13 protein-coding genes are annotated in these 20,125 nt (G+C 47.5%); 3 read left to right on the forward strand and 10 right to left on the reverse strand.

Translation table 11 applies throughout. From position 1 onward, the window contains the following. Positions 1–19: 19 nt before the first annotated feature. Complete coding sequence (locus tag BLS69_RS19215) at positions 20–2,152, reverse strand: assimilatory nitrate reductase catalytic subunit NasC (protein WP_091035168.1); 2,133 nt, start codon at positions 2,150–2,152, stop codon at positions 20–22. A gap of 21 nt (positions 2,153–2,173) precedes the next feature. Then, positions 2,174–4,288, reverse strand: coding sequence for a nitrite reductase large subunit NirB (gene nirB / locus BLS69_RS19220; RefSeq protein WP_091034656.1), 2,115 nt, complete (start codon positions 4,286–4,288; stop codon positions 2,174–2,176). A gap of 425 nt (positions 4,289–4,713) precedes the next feature. Between nirB and BLS69_RS19225 the strand changes: the two genes are divergently transcribed. Next, positions 4,714–5,943: a nitrate/nitrite transporter gene (locus BLS69_RS19225; protein WP_076213570.1), complete on the forward strand. Its 1,230-nt coding sequence runs from the start codon at positions 4,714–4,716 to the stop codon at positions 5,941–5,943. A 146-nt stretch (positions 5,944–6,089) separates the two neighbouring features. Here BLS69_RS19225 and fabF read toward each other — a convergent pair whose 3' ends face one another. Beyond that, entirely contained in the window at positions 6,090–7,328 is a 1,239-nt protein-coding gene (gene fabF, locus BLS69_RS19230) for a beta-ketoacyl-ACP synthase II (RefSeq protein WP_091034660.1), read from the reverse strand. Between the two features lie 138 nt (positions 7,329–7,466). Between fabF and BLS69_RS19235 the strand changes: the two genes are divergently transcribed. Then, the gene (locus BLS69_RS19235) at positions 7,467–8,330 is read left to right on the forward strand and encodes a helix-turn-helix transcriptional regulator (RefSeq protein ID WP_091034663.1); all 864 of its coding nucleotides are present in this window, start codon (positions 7,467–7,469) and stop codon (positions 8,328–8,330) included. Between the two features lie 134 nt (positions 8,331–8,464). Beyond that, positions 8,465–9,139 (forward strand): response regulator transcription factor, encoded by a 675-nt coding sequence (locus BLS69_RS19240; protein WP_091034665.1) that lies wholly within the window; start codon positions 8,465–8,467, stop codon positions 9,137–9,139. Positions 9,140–9,159: 20 nt separating this feature from the next. Here BLS69_RS19240 and BLS69_RS19245 read toward each other — a convergent pair whose 3' ends face one another. The 7 genes from BLS69_RS19245 to BLS69_RS19275 all read right to left on the reverse strand — a co-directional run bounded on the left by BLS69_RS19245 (position 9,160) and on the right by BLS69_RS19275 (position 20,107). Beyond that, positions 9,160–12,384, reverse strand: coding sequence for a hybrid sensor histidine kinase/response regulator (locus tag BLS69_RS19245; RefSeq protein WP_176872789.1), 3,225 nt, complete (start codon positions 12,382–12,384; stop codon positions 9,160–9,162). A 194-nt stretch (positions 12,385–12,578) separates the two neighbouring features. Then, a complete protein-coding gene (locus tag BLS69_RS19250; protein WP_036672654.1) occupies positions 12,579–12,884 on the reverse strand; it encodes a PAS domain-containing protein in 306 nt (101 codons plus the stop codon). 71 nt (positions 12,885–12,955) lie between these two features. Continuing rightward, entirely contained in the window at positions 12,956–14,914 is a 1,959-nt protein-coding gene (locus BLS69_RS19255) for a methyl-accepting chemotaxis protein (RefSeq protein ID WP_176872869.1), read from the reverse strand. A 374-nt stretch (positions 14,915–15,288) separates the two neighbouring features. Next, positions 15,289–16,149, reverse strand: coding sequence for a MetQ/NlpA family ABC transporter substrate-binding protein (locus BLS69_RS19260; protein WP_091034682.1), 861 nt, complete (start codon positions 16,147–16,149; stop codon positions 15,289–15,291). Between the two features lie 45 nt (positions 16,150–16,194). Then, positions 16,195–16,866 carry a methionine ABC transporter permease gene (locus tag BLS69_RS19265; RefSeq protein WP_091034683.1) on the reverse strand — a complete coding sequence of 224 codons (672 nt, stop codon included), beginning with the start codon at positions 16,864–16,866 and terminating at the stop codon, positions 16,195–16,197. After that, positions 16,863–17,672 carry a methionine ABC transporter ATP-binding protein gene (locus BLS69_RS19270; RefSeq protein ID WP_091034685.1) on the reverse strand — a complete coding sequence of 270 codons (810 nt, stop codon included), beginning with the start codon at positions 17,670–17,672 and terminating at the stop codon, positions 16,863–16,865. Before BLS69_RS19270 ends, BLS69_RS19265 begins: the two co-directional genes overlap by 4 nt. A gap of 131 nt (positions 17,673–17,803) precedes the next feature. Next, positions 17,804–20,107 (reverse strand): outer membrane protein assembly factor BamB family protein, encoded by a 2,304-nt coding sequence (locus tag BLS69_RS19275; RefSeq protein WP_091034688.1) that lies wholly within the window; start codon positions 20,105–20,107, stop codon positions 17,804–17,806. Between the last annotated feature and the right edge of the window lie 18 nt (positions 20,108–20,125).

Genomic DNA, 20,125 nt, shown 5'->3' on the forward strand with positions numbered 1-20,125 from the left:
AAACTGAAACCTGCATGAATCATCTCGCCAGACGCAACGGTCGAATGGTTACAGCTGCTGTCTTGAACCCAGGCATCCGGCAGAACGGATCTAACTCTGGTCTGGTGGCCCGATTCACATTCTGAATGCCGCCCCAATGCATCGGCACGAACAAGGTATCCTCCCGAATCGAATCCTTGATGCGCGAACGAACCGTGAAGCTTCCGTACGTCGATTGAATCTCTACCCACTCTCCATCGTGAATACGATAACGGGCAGCGGTAGCCGGGTGAAGTTCAACAAAGTTCTCCAATTCACGAGCTGCCAGTGCCGGACTGCGATGTGTCTGCACCCCTGTAAGATAATGAGGCAGCACACGCCCATTGGTGAGAATTAAGGGGAACTCCGAAGATATATCACTCCAGCCCGGGCTGGATTCAAATGTGAATGCCGCTTTGCCATCCGGGTGAGCAAATCGTTCACCGAACAGCAGTCCTTCTCCCTGATCCTCCAGGGCAGAACACGGCCAGTATACCCCTTTCTCGTTACGCAAACGCTCATAGGTAATGCCATAGTAATCAGCCACTCCGCCACGACTCGCCACCCGAAGCTCATTAAAGATATCCTCAGCAGTTTCATATTCAAAATAAGAAGCTTTACCCAATTGTGCGGCAATCCGGCATAATATATCCCAATCATCGAGCGTTTCTCCCGGCGCAGGCTGCCCCTTTTCACGGAGCAGAACACGCCCCTCCAGATTGGTCAATGTACCTTCATTCTCCATATAAGATGTAACCGGCAGAACCAGATCAGCCATTCGCGCTGTCTCGGACAGAAACAAGTCTGCCACGATCAGAAAGTCCAGCTTGCGCAGACCTTCTTCCACCAAACGCACATTGGGGTTGGATACGACCGGGTTGGAGCCCATTACAAGCAACGCCCGAATCTCCTGATCATGGACCTTCTCCATCATCTCGTAGGCAGATACCCCTTTGCCTGGCAAACTTGCAGGGTCCACACCCCAGACGGATGCCACATAGGCACGATCGGCTTCATTTTCAATGGATCGATAGCCCGGCAGCTGGTCAGCCTTCTGCCCATGCTCCCGTCCGCCCTGCCCATTGCCTTGACCTGTGATGGCACCATATCCGCAGCCTTTTCTACCAATTTTGCCAGTCGCGAGCACCAAGTTCAGAAAGTGCCTGACGGCCATATGCCCATCCGTCTGCTGCTCCACACCACGTGCTGTCATGATCATGCCTGTCTCTGCCTCACCGTAAGCCATCGCCGCCTGACGAATCAGCGCCAGATCAACCCCGCACGCTTGTGCCGCCTGTTCGAGTTGCAGATCAGCCAACCCTTGTATCAATTGCTCGTAACCATGCGTTCGTTCGCCTATAAAATGAGGGGCCACCAATCCGGCATCCATAATCACCTTCAACATGCTATCCGCCAACAAGGCATCCTTGCCAGGCTTCACCTGCAAGTGAAGATCGGCAATGGCTGCGGTTGCCGTCTTACGTGGATCAATAACGATAATGAAGGCTCCATTCTCCTTCGCTTGATTGAAGTATGGCAGAAGGGTAGGTTGGCATTCTGCAATATTGGTACCTGCGAGTACTATACAACCTGCATTGGGAATATCGGACAGACGGAACGTCAATCCACGATCCATCCCGAATACTTTACTGCCAGCTGAAGCCGCAGCTGACATGCAGAACCGTCCATTATAGTCGATATATTTTGTCCCCAATGCAACTCTGGCGAACTTACCGAGCAAATAGGCTGTTTCATTTGTCAAAGATCCGCCTCCGTAGACTCCGACCGTATCTGCTCCGTATGAATCCCTCAAGTCCTGAAACCGCTCTGCGATGGTCTGAATGGCCTCCTTCCAGGAACAGGGTTCAAGCTCGCCATTACGACGAATGAGCGGATGCATTAATCGTTGACCACTGAGCGCATGTTGATGCGCATTCATGCCCTTCACACATAACCTGCCCTGAGAGGCTTCATTCGGGACACCCTGAACCCTATACTCACCACGATGCTGGCCTGCAACAGGTGCAGCCAGTTCTTCAACAGTCATCTTGCACTGCACACTGCAATACGGACACTGGGTTTCCTTTACATAGAGCTTGGAGGCTGTTGGTTCTGAACTCACGGATAATCCCATCTTTCCATCCCCGCCTTTCATCTATATATCAGCTTGAAGTGTAGCTGCAAGTTCCTTCTGTAACTGGTCATCCAGCAGCGTTTCCCGAATCGTCATGAACCCCAATCGTTCCGTCCATGCCCATAACGGCTCATCATACCAAGCGGTTTGGCGATACCACTGAAGGCAGGCTGATGCGAGTGCTGCCGCTTGTATCTCTGTTTCAGCCACCCCAATCAAGCCACCTTGCTTGACCGGATGTTCTGCGTGACCGCCTGCGTATATCTCCCATCCAGCCGGTGAAGCCAGCAAGCCGATATCCTGCACTAGTGCGCTCACCAATGACCCGGGTCCTGGTGCGACTCCCATATTCACCGGCGACGGCATCGCTGCGTCGATCCAACGCGCACGAAGTTGTGCAGCCAAGCCACCCGCATCCCTCGCATAGGATGATATCGGGATCTGATCATCCCAGCGCACCTGAACCTCTGAGTGAGCCTCGATCTCTCGAACAATCATCGTTCCACCGGATACCTGTAAGTAATAATGAATTACGGGGCGACATACCGAGCAACCAAGCTCCGAACCCCAACCCAGCTTTTGCAAGATCAAAGATATGTCTGGTAGCCCTGTCTCCAGAACATCGATGTCAGCCAGGATTTCCCTCAGCTCTGCGTGCCCAAGATCCGTACAACTGCATACAGGCATTGGAGCAGGTTTATCCGGTGTGGCGACCACGCCAGTACCCCCGTTATTTTTCAGGTTATGCGTATGTTTCAATAGAGCAGCCACCATCGGGCGACAGCCACCGCATGAACCTGACGCCTTGGTCTGCTCCTTCACCTGATCTGCCGTTTCCAGACCCAGTTCCTGAATGGCCTTCATTATCGCAGCCTTGGTCACATTGTTGCAGGCACAGACAGTCTCCTGAGCCGATAATGCCGCAGCAGCCATCTCAGCAGGGTCGGGGGCGCCTTCACGCGGAGCCAATTCCGCCACATCTGCACCTCGTTGCACAAGTCCAAGCAATGCCGTTCCTTCGGTTGTATCTCCAAATAAAATGGCTCCACGCACTTTGCCAGCCTGCATCAGCACTTTTTTGTATGTGCCTTGAATGCCATCCAGATGTTGAATTGCGGTCTGCATGCCTTCCCCACTGATCTCACCCGCCGAGAAAACATCAACCCCCGATACCTTCAACTGTGAGTAGGGAATAGATCCTTTGTATTCAGGCGTTTCCTGTCCACAGAGCGTACGTGCGAGCACCTTCCCCTGTTCGTATAAGGGGGCCACCAGACCATAACTGATTCCCCGATGTTCGGCACATTCCCCAACTGCATATATATCCGGTACACTGGTGCGCATATAGTCATCTACCATAATGGCCCGATTGGTGGCGATCCCGCTTCGTCTGGCCAGATCCACATTTGGCCGAATCCCTACAGCGACAATGACAACCTGAGCTTCAAGCTTGGAACCATCTGTGAATAGCAACCCCTGGGCCTGCGATCGCCCGGTAATTTTCTGCGTATTTTTGGTCAAAAGAAAAGACATGCCCTGCGCTTCAAGTTCCTGTTGAAGCATCGCGGCAGCCTTCTGATCCAACTGCCGGTTCATAATGTAAGGTGCGTTATGGACCACCACAGCTTCCATGCCCAGATGCAGCAACCCGCGCGCAGCCTCCAGCCCAAGTAATCCGCCACCAATGACGGCGGCCTTGCGATAGGTTTTAGAATAATCAGACATGCGCGTACAATCATCAATCGTTCGGAAGGACATGACCCGCTCTTTATCAATCCCCGGAATCGGTGGGATAAAAGGTGAAGACCCTGTCGCCAGAATCAGGACATCATAGGTTTCTTTTAGTCCGGATTCTGTCTCTATATATTTTCCACGGGTATCAATGCGGTGTACCGTTTCACCTGTACATAGCCGTATATGATGCTCGGCATACCAAGTCCAATCATTGATAATGATATCCTGTAACGAATGCTCACCCTGCAACACTTTCGATAACATGATCCGATTGTAGTTGGGACGGGGTTCATTGCCGTAGATGACAATCTCATACGTATCAGGCTCCAGTGCGATAATCTCTTCGACACACTTCACTCCAGCCATGCCATTCCCGATAATCACCAGTTTGCTTCTACTCATGGGCTGCCCCCCTATCTCTCTCACCTGAAAATAAACAGAAAAATCCCTTCTCCATGATTCGGAAAAGGGCACCGTTGCCTCCGGAATCCACACGCCTTTGTGTGGATTCATATTAGATTCAGATTAAGGGAATCGGAATATAATGTCAACATAATTAACACCAAAACTCCGGAATACAATAAAAAATGAATTATTTAAAATTACATGTAATTTTTGTTGACATACCTATTTTCTCTTGATTATAATTTGAATCAAAATCACAGTGCTGTGATCAACTCAGATGCGGGAACACAATGACGTGTACCGCCTGTCGGCAACGGGGCCGCAAATCGTTCTTAACTGGACGAATTGCGGCCTTTTTCTGCCTTAACACGCACATAGACAAATCACGAAGATCTCAATTGGATGAGGAGCGATGATGGATGATGGAGAGCAAAAGTTTTTGGAAAAGCGGGCATAAGCCCACCCTCTTCGGGGCGTTTATGTATTTTGACATCAGTTTTATGATATGGGGGATGCTTGGTCCGCTCGCAGTTGTCATAGCGTTGGATTATCCGATGACTCCGCTGGAAAAGGCCAATCTGGTCGCATTGCCTATTCTCGGCGGCTCCATCCTGCGCCTTGTGCTTGGCTTCATGTCTGATTATATTGGTCCGAAACTGACCGCACAGATCGGGATGCTCGTCACCTTAGTTCCTTTATTACTCGGCTGGTTATGGGTCGACTCTTTAAGCCAACTGTACGTGGTGGCACTCTTGCTTGGTGTCGCAGGCGCTTCCTTTGCTGCTGCGCTACCTCTGGCAGGCCAATGGTATGGCAAGGAGCATCAGGGTCTGGCCATGGGTATTGCCGGGGCGGGTAACAGTGGAACCGTACTCGCGACATTGTTTGCCAATCGCTTGGCTACGCATTTTGGCAGCTGGGAAGTTGTGTTCGGACTTGCTATTATACCAATCGCTATTGTATTCATCCTCTTTTCTATCTTTGCCAAGAATAGCCCTAACCGGCCTGAACCCAAGAAATTATCCCAATACGGAAGTCTGCTTAAACAAAAAGATGCTTGGGTATTCTGTGCCTTCTATTGTGTAACTTTTGGTGGTTTCGTTGGATTATGTAACTATCTCACCATCTTCTTCAACACCCAGTATGGGCTCTCTCCTGTTCGTGCCGCAGACATTACCACCTTCTGTGTAATCGCAGGCAGTTTCTTCCGGCCTGTCGGGGGTTACCTGGCAGACAAAATTGGCGGAACCCGCATGCTGACTTTCCTGTACACAGGAGCCTGCATCATGTTGATCGGAGTATCCTTCATGCCACCACTTCCTGTGGTAGTAGTCATGTTGTTCCTCGGTATGATGTGTCTGGGAGCCGGAAATGGCTCCGTGTTCCAACTGGTTCCCCAACGTTTTGGCAATGAGATTGGCCTGATGACAGGTATTGTGGGTGCCGCTGGCGGATTGGGCGGGTATGCACTGCCGCTGATTCTCGGTCAACTGTATAGCAGCTATCAATCTTATACACCAGGTTTTGTCATTCTTAGCCTGATTGCAGCAGCTTCCCTGTTCCTGGTTCTCTTCATGCAATCCCGCTGGCGTGTAAGCTGGCTGAGCCGAGGTAACAAAGGCATGGCGGAATCAACATCCCTCTCTTCCTGAGGCGTACAACCACTTGGCCGCTAACCAAGGTACAGTGTTTTTCGAGTGATCCATAAGTAACCAAAGAAACAGCGCAGCCCCATCAGGCAGCGCTGTTTCTTTGGTTACGGCTTTCTTTCTGCTTAAAGCTGCTTTTTCTTTTTGGCTTAAGAAGAATATTTTTGAAGAACAATAACCGCATTATGACCGCCAAAACCAAAGGAATTAGACATCCCAATCCGCAACTCTGCTTTTCTTGCCTCATTTGGTACATAATCCAGATCACATTCGGGGTCCTTCTGCTCCTGGTTTATGGTTGGAGGAATGATGCCATGCCGCAGACTTTGGATAAGTGAGATCGCCTCCGCACCACCAGCTGCACCAAGCATATGTCCCGTCATGGACTTATTCGCTGTGACCGGAATATCATAGGCACCTGTCCCAAAAAGTTGCTTAATCGCTCTCGTCTCAGAGAGGTCACCCGCCTCCGTACTGGTGGCATGAGCGTTAATCACATCAATGTCTTCAGGCTCAATCTGTGCTTCTTTCAGTGCTGCTTTCATCGCCAGATATGCCCCCCGTCCTTCCGGGTGGGTAGCTACCATATGATACGCATCTGAACTGGCACCATATCCAATCACTTCGGCAAGAATATTCGCCCCTCTTCCCAGTGCATGAGACAGTGATTCCACAACCAGAATTCCAGCGCCCTCCGCCATGACAAAACCGTCTCTTCCCGCATCAAATGGACGACTTGCTGTTTGGAAGGCTTCATTTCTTGTTGATAACGCTGTCGCATTACCAAAGCTTGCCAGCGACACTTCGGTTACAGCCGCTTCTGTCCCGCCAGCAATAATGACATCGGCTCCGCCATGACGAATTAACCGAAAAGCCTCTCCAATGGCTGTATTTCCAATGGAACAAGCTGTTACTGGCGATAATGTCGGTCCCCAGCAACCAAACCTCATACTGACCATAGCCGCAGCCATATTGGATATCATCATAGGTACCAGTGTTGGGCTGACTCGCGCAGGTCCCCGATCTGACAGGACCTTGCCTTGTTCCATCAATGTCTGGATTCCGCCTATGCCTGAACCAATATATACACCTACCCGTTCACGGTCCAGTTCATCCATCACAAGACCCGATTGCGATACAGCCTGGTCCGCAGCAGCAACAGCAAATTGAACGAATCGATCCATACGCCTTGCTTCCTTGCGTCCAAAACGCTCTTCACCATCAAAATCACGGACCACACCAGCGATTCTGGTTTTGTACGAAGCTGTATCAAAATGTTCTATATGTGATACACCTGATCTACCTTCAATTAATCCATTCCAGAATGTATGTACATCATTTCCCAAAGGAGAGATGACCCCCATACCTGTAATCACGACTCGTTCCATGTCCATCCTCCTTCAGCGCTGTTGTCTACCTTAATCTTACGCTCTGCCACTAATAGTGCACTTTTGAATATCCTATTACAAGTTGTCAATTATAATAGTATAATGACTACCATGATAACGAGGATTGAAGGTGATGGATTGAACTACGATGTCAGGTTACAGGCATTGTCCACTTTTCTGAAAACACAGCGTTCCAAAATTTCTCCCGAATCGGTCGGTTTACCCACTGGAAGTCGGAGAAGAACGCCTGGGCTGAGAAGAGAAGAGGTTTCCCAACTGGCAGGAGTGAGTACAACATGGTATACCTGGCTTGAACAAGGTCGGGATATTCAGGTATCCCATTCTGTGTTGGATAACATTGCTTCAGCACTGAGGCTTACTGCAGATGAACGAAAGTATCTGTTTTCGCTCGCCATGGAGCATCATACAGAGCTGCCCACACTGGAAGAAGAACCGGTTCAACTTCACCCTTCCTTGCAGAAAATTTTGCAAGAACTTCATCACTGCCCTACCGTGATCTCGGATCGGCGTTGTTACATTGTCGGCTGGAATGATGCAGCCCGGCATGTTTTTATGGATTTTGAACAGATTGCCCCCGAACAGCGGAATATGATCAGTCTGTTATTTGATCGAAAGGAGTTTCGCAGGCTCGCGGTGAACTGGGAGGATTTTGTTAGCGGATTTCTGGCGATTTTTCGTGCTTACTATGGCCAGTATGTTGATGATGAATGGTATAATTTATTTCTGGATGACATGATGAACAGACATCCCGATTTTCATACCCTTTGGAAACAAAGCAGTGTCAGCAGTGCCCCGGACGTATTAATCGAATTCAGGCATTCCAAAGCAGGCAAAATGTTGTTTGATCTGACTTCGTTGCAGGTTCAGGGCAGTTCCGATCTGCGTTGCAGTGTCTACACTCCTGCGCCAGAGAGCGCTACCGAGCGCAAACTGATGCGCCTGATCGAGCGTGAAGCTGATCCACATCTTGGCAAGCATTAAATCGGAGTCTCTCACCTTCTTGGAGTCATGTTAGCGTCTTGACATCTTCATGTTACATGTTTTAAATATCAGGTATATTAAGTAATTCATGGATCTTAGTCCTTCTACAAGAAGGGGGTTCAGAAAGGAATATCATGACGAAAGTGCTTATCATAGAGGACGACAACATGTTAGGCGATACATTATCCTTGTATTTGCAAGGTGAAGGGTATGATGTTATTCGTGTCGATAACGCAAGAGATGGTCTTCTACAGCTTCAAGCGCGGCCTGATATCCTGCTTCTTGACTTGATGCTCCCTGATTCGGGTAATAAGAATCCTTGTTCTCTCATGCGCCAACATACGGCAATCCCCATTATTGTCATCTCTTCATTAACCGAGGTTTCTGAGCGGATTCGATCATTAACAGATGGGGCTGATGACTATGTATGTAAGCCTTTCAGCATGCAGGAGCTGAAGGCACGTATTGAGGCCGTATTGCGCCGCTACTCTATATTGAACAGCTCTGTTGTCACTGAACAGGAATCCGGAATATCTCTCGATCTGGCCCGAAGAACTGTTCTGTTGAATAACCAGCGCGTAGAGATGACGTTTTCCGAATTTGAGATCATGAAGCTGTTTATTCTCAATCCTGGCAAGGTCTACAGTAGGTATGCCCTGATTGAAGCCATTCGTGGTATTGATGCGTACATTAATGATCGCACCATCGATGTGCACATTACCAAGCTTCGCAAAAAAATTGAGGACAATCCAAAAAACCCCCAATACATTCAAACCATCTGGGGGGTCGGATATAAGTTCACACCTTAAAACCACACAGCTTCATTCGATCACCATGGCAGGGACTCGGTAATTTTATCAATTTCCTGTTGTACCTTCTCCAATGCCGAACGCAGATCCTCTTCTTTGAATAACGGACGGGACAAGAGCGATTCCAATTGGAGAACCGCACACATCAGGTCCACTGCATGCAGATTCGCAGCTACGCCTCGAAGAGAATGAACACTACGAATGACATCAGCAATCTGCTGTTGCTGAAGCTGAATCGCCAGTTTTTTCTGAAACGAGCCATACTCCATTCTGAATTTCGTGAGCGCATATTGCAGAATATGTGGCTTGCCGTCCATCTGTCTGATCGCCTTATCTGCATCAATTCCATTGATCTCCCTTATGCCTTTTAGATCAATCCATATTTCCAAAATGTCTGCGAGCTGTTGTTCATGTATAGGCTTAGTCAGGATGGCATTCATGCCTGCTTCAAGATATAATTCATGTTCGCTTTTTAAACCATTCGCTGTAAGCGCAATAATAGGTGTACGATCATATTTCCTCATCTTGCGAATGTGTCGCGCTGCATCAATTCCGTTCATAGCTGGCATATAGAGATCCATCAGAATCAGTTCCCATGTTTGTTCATCCAATTTCTTCAAAACCTCCGTGCCACTGTCTGCCAGCGTCACCTTGAATCCGGTATGTTCCAGCATGGCCCGAATGACCAGTTGATTGATTTCATGATCTTCAGCGATCAGAATGTGCCCTTTGGATTTAAGCAAATAAGATTCATCACCTTCTATCATCCGCTTTTTCTCCAATGGCCCTTCACCCTGAAGTGCAAGTAACACTTCGAACAATCCCAGACGTGTAATCGGTTTGATCATCATGAGATCCGGGCGAAAGGATCTCTCTTCACTCCACAGGGCATTTTCACTAAAGGCATGGGTATAACCCACCATTTGAAATTTGGTTCGGTTCAATCGCTTCATGAAACTTTCCCATAACGATCCGTTGACGGTGTCCTCTGCATCCATATCCATCATCATCAACATGGAACTTGCCCCATCTACATGAGAGACACACCAATCACTTTCCATCATATGGTTCAACGAAGGATACAGCTTCGGCTTCATTCCGAATGAGTAGAGTATCTGCTTCAGATTTGCGCCCATCCGTTCATCTTCTTCAACGATAACCACCTCATCCGCACAATATAGAAGAGGGTATGTTTGCAGGAAGGAACTTTCTTCTTCCGAATCTGCAAGTTCAAATATCAAGTCGAATGAGAACAGACTGTACTCTCCCAGCACACTATCCACCCGCAAGTTCCCTCCCAAGGAGGTCACCAGAAGATAACAGATGACCAACCCAAGACCAGAACCACCATATGTTCGATACGTTGAAGGTTCCGCTTGAGTAAACGGGACAAAAAGCCGTTCCAATTGTTCAGGTGACATTCCAATTCCCGTATCCTCTACTTCAAAACGGATCTGAACTCGCTCCGCCTCCAATGAAAGCACCTCTGCCTGCAACGTTACATATCCATGCTCCGTAAATTTAATCGCATTACTGAGCAGATTCAATAACACCTGTTCAAGCCGGAACGGATCACCAATCACCGTTAACGGCAGATCGGGATCGGTTGTAAAGATCACTTCGATATCTTTGTGCCCGATGGCTACACCGATCTGATCTGCCACACGTTTGATCACATCCTCTGGTGAAAAAGAGACCTTCTCCAAAATCAGCTTGCCTGCCTCAATTTTCGAAAAATCAAGAATTTCATTTACGAGGGCAAGCAAGGTTTGGGAAGACGCGTTGATTTTACTCAAATAATCCTTTTGTTGTGGAGATAGATCTGTTCGTTGAAGCAACAACGAAAAGCTGATAATGCCGCTCAGTGGGGTACGAATCTCGTGGCTCATGAATGCGAGAAACTCACTCTTCGCCTGGCTTGCTTTGTCGGCCTTAACACGTCTATAGTGATCCGAAATGTCTCGAATGACTGCCTTAATTTTCTCACTCGAGTTTAATACTTTAACAGGGTATAGGTGAACCCGAACATGCTGCTCATGACCTTCTCCAACAATGAAACTCAGTTCCGTATCCTGTGCTATATTGTGATGTAAGGCTTTTTGGAAAACGAACAACCAGTTCTCCAGCTGCTCAATGAACAACAATTCTTCAAGCTGACGCCCAATCACTTCCTGCCTGCCGAGACCGAGAACATCCAGAAATTTCTGATTAACCGACACAATACTTCTATTGTTATCCAAACCGACAAACCAGTCTGCCGACACTCGCTCAAGTGTTCGATATCGCTCTTCACTTTCTTGAATCATTCGTTTAACTGCTCTGTGTTCCGTAATATCAAGTCCATATCCCACGACATATTTCACCACACCCTCTTCTCGCAGAGGGCGAACTTTCACCAGCGAATAGTACCCTTCATGCTCAATCTCGTAAAAAAAAGATTCCCCTTCCCATGCCCGGTTAAACTGCTTTCGCAGAAATTCTACCTTTTCCTGAGGTAAAATATCCAATGTGCCCAGTTTGTAATCTCGCTTCAGACTACTCATATCCAAGCCCAGTTGGGAGAGCATCTCTCCTTCAAGCACAAGATACTCGAATTTTCCGTTCTGTTTTCGGATTTTAAAAGTAAAACCCGGCTGCATACGAAGCATCTCCAGCATTTCCTGATCCCTCTGAATGACCAATCTCCTATATCGATGATTTTGGTTCAGATAATACAGGAATAATATAACGGACAGCAGGCAGATACATTGAAAAAGGAGAATCTGCCCCATCATTAGCAGAGAAGGGGAATGTGTCTTTAGTACAGAAAGTTCATACACAGTAATCAGCAGCAACGCTCCGGACAACCACTTCTGCATAAATCCCCTGATATACTTAAAGATCAGACATATGGCTACAACAAATAACAACTCTGTCAACGCATACTGCCAGTTCTCCAACAAGGGATTACGCCCCATATTAATCCGAAACATCCACATGAATGCAAAAGTAACGAATGCAGAGCCAGTCCCACCAAAATAAGCGGCGAGTAGATACACACTGGCCCGGAAATTCAACAATGTACCATCCTCAAGCACAATAGAGAAATAATAGAGCGCCGTGCCCAACATGCTCAGCGTAATACCAATAATGATCCGAGTCGTGATGGATGTTGAACGGGTAGCATTTGTATGGTTCAGATAGTGATGAATTAGGAAAACAAAGATCAAAATTAGCGTGAAATTTAATACAAGATCGCGTAGCAAATGGTCACCGTCCACATTACGACTTCAGGATTTCATGCATTCAATGAATGTTGTCAGATTCATGGTCGCAGTTCCCCAGTACACAAATCATAGTATGCCGGACTCCCTTATTCAATTGACGATATTGACCATTTTTTTGAAAATAATTACTACTTTCAGCTAACATACCCTTATCACCAAACAACGATTTTTTTTCATGAAAATTCATCATTAAATATGCTGATATAAAAAAGAGAATCATCCAAATGAACCGATGTAATCGTAACTTGGGCTTCCCACACTTCCTGATCGGCCTTCATCAGTTTGGCTACGCCGGACCAGGTCTGATTTCCTCTCCAGTGGGTATCCATTAGCAATCGGGCAGGCTGACCTATGGTGCTCTCCCGTGAGAATCCTGTTTTGGTTACATAAACGGAATTCACATCCAGAATCACACCCTCCTCATCTGTAATCATGACCGCATCCGTTAGCAGTAAGAAGGCTTTGAGTTCCAGTTGCATGGTTGTCCACTCCCTCTAATGAAACATGATATGATGCTGTCGCTGTGTGATACTCTCTTCTACGATCCCGTTTAATACTTAAACTGTCTAATCAGGCGCTGCAGCTCTTCAGCCAGGGTAGACAAGCCACGAGCCGATGAAGAAATCTGCTCCATCGCTGCCAGTTGTTCCTCTGAGGAAGCGGCCACTTCTTCGGAAGTTGCGGCGTTGCCTGACGCAATGCCTGCCAACTCATTGGATACAGCAGATACTTCCTGTACACCTGCTGTGATCTCTTGCGACGTGGCAGCAATTTCTTCAATCTGAGGTGTCGTTTCCCGCATGCTATCCAGAATACGTTCAAACTTCCGAATCGCTTCTGTGGAGATGTCCATGCCCTCTCCAACCTCTGAAGTCACCTTCTCCATCATGCGAACGGAAGCAGCCATATCTTCCTGAACCGCCGTAGTCAGCACGGTGATTTCATTGACGGACTGCCCGGATTGCTCTGCCAACTTGCGAACCTCTGCTGCTACAACGGCGAATCCATTGCCATGTGTACCTGCACGTGCAGCTTCAATGGATGCGTTCAGCGCGAGCAGGTTTGTCTGTTTGGCTATATTTCCGATTAACTCCGTGATCGCTGAAATTTGGTGTGATCGTTCATATAACGCCTGAATCAATTGGTTTGTCTGTTCTACCGTCTCTTGAATCGATTGCATCTGACTCACCGTCTGCTTGACGGTGTTGCCACCTTCTTCTGCTTGTACGGTTGTATGTTTCGCCAAATCAGCGACATGTATGGAACGTTCGGCGATTCTTGTAATCCCAATCGTAATTTCATTCATGGCCTGATGGTTATGTTCAATACCTTCGGTCTGTTTCTCCGCTCCACTCGCAATTTCCTGAATGGCTCGCGCTACCTGCTCACTGGCTGCACTGGTTGATTCCGCACTCTGAGTCATTTCATCCGATGAGATGACTACCTGACTGGCGCTGTTCTCCACATTTTGAATCAGCACACGCAGATTGTGCTGCATTTTGCCAAAGGCATCACTCAGTTCACCAATCTCATCATGGCTTGTACTTGTTATGGTCTGGGTTAGATCCCCTTCACTCACCTGAATCGCCTGATCCTTCAACTGACGAATCGGTTTAACAATCGATCGCATCACCAGCCAGATGATCAAAATTCCGATGACAAGACAGGAAACGATCACCATAATTGTTCGATTCAGAATAGGCGCAGCCGCATCCTCTACTTCAGAAGAGAACATGGTACCTGCAACCTTCCATCCCGTGGATGCATTCGTGGCGTAATACATGACCTTATCAACCTGATCAAAGGTATAGTTGAAGTTACCGGATTCATTCGTATACACTTGTGTCCAAAAATCTTCTGTTGCATCTGTTCCAGGTTGCATCGTCGGATGATAGATATACTTTTCGCTGGCATCCAGCAGAATCAGATGTCCCTTTTCTCCTACTTTAATTCCGCTAACCAATTGACTAATGTCCGCCAGATTGAGATCCAATTGGACCACACCAGATTGGTCTTCCAGTGCCTTGGCGATGGTGATGGTGATCTCGTTTGTCTCGGCAGAAATATAAGGGTCTGTAACAATGACCTGCTCTGGATTTCCCATTGCTTCGGTATACCATGGTCTTACTCGGGGATCGTAATCCTTGGGCATCTCTGCATCAGAGGACATCAGATACACACCGGCTTCTGTGCCCACACCTATGGTGATGATATCTGTGTTCTGTGCAGCGTACCCCTTCAATTCGTTCACAACCCGAACCTCAGCATCATCTTGACGTAATTGCTCTGCAAGTGTATTCGCATAGTATTCAATATGATTCCGCTTGGCATTGATCGAAAGATCAATCGTTGCACTGGCAAGGTTCACGTTTTCCATCGCACTATGTAAAATTTGCTTCTCCACTTCATCTTTTGCACTGTTATACGATAAAACTCCAATACTGAACGATGGAATGGCCAGGAAAGCAATAAAGGACACGATCAACTTCGTCTTAAAGTTATTATGCATCTTGTTGAACCAATTCGATTTGCTATTTTTTTGGGACAAATTTCTCTACCTCTTCCAGATTAATTTTAGATTTACTTGATCTAGCTCTTGTAAAGCTCTCATAGATTGTAAACCATCTTTTAAAAAAACTAGGTCTCACTTCTTGTAAAAAACACTTTTTACACTAAGAAACTCGAACAAATCTCTTAATTTATAATCCTAAAGAACTATTTTCAAACAAATTATACGAAAAAACTATTAAATAAAGTGTTCCGGGGATATGACCAAATTGTTAACTTTCTAAATACTTATTAATAAGCATGCAGATGACAAAAAAAAGATCCAAGCGTTATCGCTCAGATCTAAAGGTTATTTACATTGGACCAACGTATTCTCTATTTAAATGCCGGGATCGCAATATCTGCGTATTTCTCTTCGAAGAAAGCTTTGACCTCTGGACCCGCCATACGTTTAGCCAGCTTCTGGATCGCTTCGGAATCCTTATTATCCTCACGAGCAACCAGGGTAATCGCAAAATGGGAATCATCCTTCTCGGTTAACAGTGCATCCTTTTTCGGTGTAAGACCGAGCGGACTCGCATATGCAGGTGTCATGGCTACCAGATCAGCATCATCCATCATGCGAGCCAGCATCAACAAGTCCACTTCCTCAAACTTGAAGTTCTTTGTATTCTCGGTGATGTCTGCCTGTGTGGCGTTAAAACCTACGCCCTCTTTCAGCTTAATCAATCCGTTCTGCTCCAGCATCACAAGAGAGCGACCAATGTTGGAAGGATCGTTTGCAATTGCAATCGTTGCACCTTCTGGCAATTCCTCAATCGTTTTGTACTTTTTGGAGTAGCCGCCATAGATGGCATTATAGATAGGCTGTACAGCCACCAGATTGGCATTGTTCGCTTCATTATACTGAGTCATGTAAGGCACGTGTTGGAAGAAGTTTGCATCCACTTCCTTATTCGCGAGTGCCGTATTTGGTTGAACGTTATCCGACAACACAACAACTTCCAGGTTGACGCCATCTTCCTTCAAAAGTGGTTTAACAATATCCAGCACATCTGTCATCGGCGGAATCAACGTAGCTACTTTCAGCGTAACTTCTTGTGCAGCTTGTGTGTCTTCCTTCGTTCCTTCAGCCGCAGGTGTTTCTTCTTTTTTGCCACAAGCAGCTACAACCAGCATTACTGCAAGCAACATAAGCATCATCATTTTTGCTTTCATTTCATGTCTACCCCTCATCGTATAATCTGTATTGGTTATTCTTGATACTGCTCTGTCATCCGCTTAAGATCTGCGATCCAGCCAGTGGGACAGTCTGCTGCCTGTGAATTGGATCATCTGTACCAGGATAATCATAATGATGATCGTAAATACCATAATCTCCGTTTCGAAGCGCTGATAACCGTAGCGAATGGCAAAATCGCCAACCCCTCCGCCACCTACAATGCCCATCACCGTCGAGTAGGAGATGAAGCTAATTGTAGCTGTCGTGAGTCCCAGTACAAGGCCAGATCGTGCCTCCACGTACAAGAATTTCACCACAAGTTGCATCGTCGATGCCCCCATGGAAGCAGCAGCTTCAACTACTCCCCTCGGTACATCCAGCAACGCTTGTTCCACCAGTCTGGCGTAGTAGGCAATCGCAATAACCGAGAGTGGCACGGTTGCCGCCAGCGTACCTATGGACGTTCCCACGACAATCCGTGTGAATGGAATCATGAATACAACCAGCAGTAAGAACGGAAACGAACGAACGATGTTGACAACACTGCCGAGTACAAAGGACAGCGTTTGATTCTGATACCGTTGTCCTCTTCGGAATAAGTACAGCAGTGTACCAAGAGGTAACCCGATCAGAACAGCTGCCGCAATGGAGATGCCCACCATGACAAAAGTCTCTCCGATCGCCTGCCATATCTCATGCTGATACTTCAGCACAGACTCAGGTAACTTCATGACTTGTCCTCCTGTTCTGCCTGACGGAACAAAGACGAACCTGCCATCCCGTATTCGTCACCTGCAAGCAAGGAGGTCAGCAGATCAGGCTGCGGAGCAGGGATACTGCTCACTTCCGCTTTAGACAACGTACGAACGAGCCGCCCATCCTTCATGACGGATATCCTGTGACATAGTCTGCGAGCCACTTCCATCTCATGCGTCACTACAACAATGGTCACGCCCAGCGTTTCATTGATATGACGTAGCACATCCAGGATACCGTTCGTGGTCTGTGGATCAAGCGAAGAGGTCGGTTCATCACAGAGCAGCACATCCGGACGACTGGCCAGCGCTCGTGCAATCGCCACACGCTGCTTCTGTCCTCCGCTAAGCTGAGCAGGATATTGATCTGCCTTGTCTTCCAGTCCAACAAACCGCAGTACCTCAAGTCCACGTTTAACTCGCTGCGCACGAGATACACCCGCCAGTTCCAATGGCATGCAGACATTGCCACTCACCGTTCGATTACTGACCAGATTGAAGTGTTGAAAGATCATGCCAATGGATCTTCTTGCCTGACGCAGACTCTGTTCATTCATCTGAGTCAGGTGCTGCCCATTCACAACAACCTCACCATCATCCGGCTTTTCCAAACCATTGAGCATCCGCAGAAGCGTGGATTTGCCTGCGCCACTCGAACCTATGATGCCATGTATTTCGCCTTGTCCCACTTCGAGGGACACCGAGCTTAATGCTTCGAATCCCTGATCTGCACGGGAACCGCGCTCGTTATAACGTTTGCTTACACCATATAATGAGATCATGGAGAGTCCTCCCGTGAATGATCATGCATGGTTCTTCAAGAACACATGAAGAAAGCCCGCACAGCCGATAACCGGAGCGCGAGCAATCCTGTTCATTTATAATAAATCAACATCCCTGATGAGACAAGCTTTTAAGGTGAGATTGCCTCCTGTAGGCGGCTGGCTTCATATACACGAAAACGTCCGTTGGACGAACCCACGTACACTTCATTGTCGATCCGGTTGATCGTTCCATTCTTCGCATCCCGGTCGCGATGCTCCGGGTTTCCCATCACAACATCATGTACACGACCTAACAGTGCTCCATTCTTTTTGTTCATTACGAGCAAATTCTCGTCCATGGGCAACAGCAACTGATCATCAATGACCAGATAACTTCCCTGATTCGTCGGATGCCTTAGTGTTGCAATCGTATCTTTGGCATTCCAACGCGTCTCCCCCGTTTTATAATCCACAGCCGCCGGGTAGCCATTCTTAATCACATACAACTGATCCTCTTCCACCAGTCCTCGTTCAATCTTGCCCTTGAGTGTCCAGCGTGTTTTGCCTGTCTTGGCATCATACAGGATGGTTGTAAAATCTTCATATTCGCCGTAATGATTTCCGTTTTTGTTCTCACGGATCAACAGCATGCCATCATTCAACTCCTCAAATCGCTGTCCTACCCGAGCAGGAAATTGGGCAAGCTTTTTCCCCGTGTTCAGATCAAGCAGAAACCACTGATTATCTAGTGATAGCCATCTTTCAGCATTCGTGGTTGCAAAGGGATCAAGACGTTCAATTCCACCAGTATATGGATCATTCCAAAATTGTTCTATGGTGGATCGTTTGCCCTTTAAGCTCCATACGGTTCGCGCTGATTGCGGATCGACTGCAACCAGCTTATTCTTTTCCCAATACAACACATAGGGGTCATCTGCACTCTTGTTCAATAATTCATAACCCGTAGCCAGTTTTCGCGTCCACAATGTTTTTCCGTTTGCACTGTCCAGAACCGTTAACCAACTGTTGCTTGAGCTCTCAACAACCGGGTTATCCACAACCACAACGTTCTTCGCAGCGGTGATGCCATTTAGTCTAAAATTTTGCTTAGGAGTGTACGTCCATGTGACCTTTCCGTTCTTCAAGTTCAGATGACGAATACGATCCACGTATTTTTTCTTATCAGGGTCATAATCGGTGTAGATTGTAACGTATTTACGCTCTGCATCCACCTCTGCCTGCTGTCTTCCAAAGCCCCCATTGATCCCCCATAATTGCTGGCCGGAATGTCGGTCAAGGGCATATATGGAACCTTCGTAGTAATCCCCGCTAAATCCACCGTCATCCCCTTTCATCAGGAGCACATCATCCGTGGCTACTTGTAAAAAAGTGTAGTTAATATCCCCCTGGTTGGTCCATACCGGTTTCCAAGGGATTGTCGTTGGCAGTGTTGTGCCATAGATTTTTGTTGTGAACCCATATTCATCCGCCCGACTGATGTTCCAATCGGAAACAACAGCATTTCGATTATCCTGTGCTAAATTCCAGCGTGTTCTGACCAGTCTGCCATTCTTGTTGAATGTGACCAGAAATTGCGCATCTTCCCGCTCATATCTCCAGGTCTGTCCAATACTCATTGAATAACCCGTGAAATTTAGATTGCTTGAACTCTCTTTCCAATCCGGCTCGCCTAACCACCCAGCCACTTGTTTGGAGGTGGTTGCCTTGTTCAGCTTAATATCTGCCAGATGGCGTATAACCGAAGTTGGCACCGATGCATCCTGTTGGAACCAACCATCCGCCACATTCATCCGCTGTTCTATAGCCTGTGCCTTGATCCAGAAGAGTCCTGGCCGATACGTGAAGGATTCTTTATTCCAGACTCGTGGGGCAATGGAGACCCCATACCATCCTTTCCACTTTGCAACAATAACAGCCTTATCCGTTAGCGCTTCTTCAAAAGACCAGGTTGTAGAACTATCTGGAGCCAGATACAGCTTACTGCCTGATTGGAGTGTGAAGCTTTGGGGAGCTGTTTCCATCATGCTTCTGCTCTCCTTCAGTGCATACCAACTTGGCAGCCAGAAGTCTCCATGATCGGTTGACTTAAGCTGCACCCACTCGCCTCGAACCGAGGCCAACGTATACTTTTCGTTTTTTGTTGTGTAGTATTCAATCCCCAGCTGGTCAGCAGCCACACTGCCGTCCCTTCTGTTTTTGAACAAAGGTATGTCATTCATGAGTGTAACGGTATCTCCTTGTTTGTAGGCCAACTGTGTTGATGAGGCTTGGGAACTTGCACCCAAGGCTTGTGGCGTTGTAGCCAAAGCTTGTCCTCCAAAGGCGACCATTTTGGAATCCAGCAGCATCCATCCCGTCAACAGCATAGCTGATAATCCAGTCATGGTAATCCATTTGTACCCCGTTCTCTGCCAGTCAGGACCCGTCTTCACTCTCGTTCATCCCCATCC

This window comes from Paenibacillus sp. CF095 (genome assembly GCF_900101225.1).
Classification (GTDB): Bacteria; Bacillota; Bacilli; order Paenibacillales; family Paenibacillaceae; genus Paenibacillus.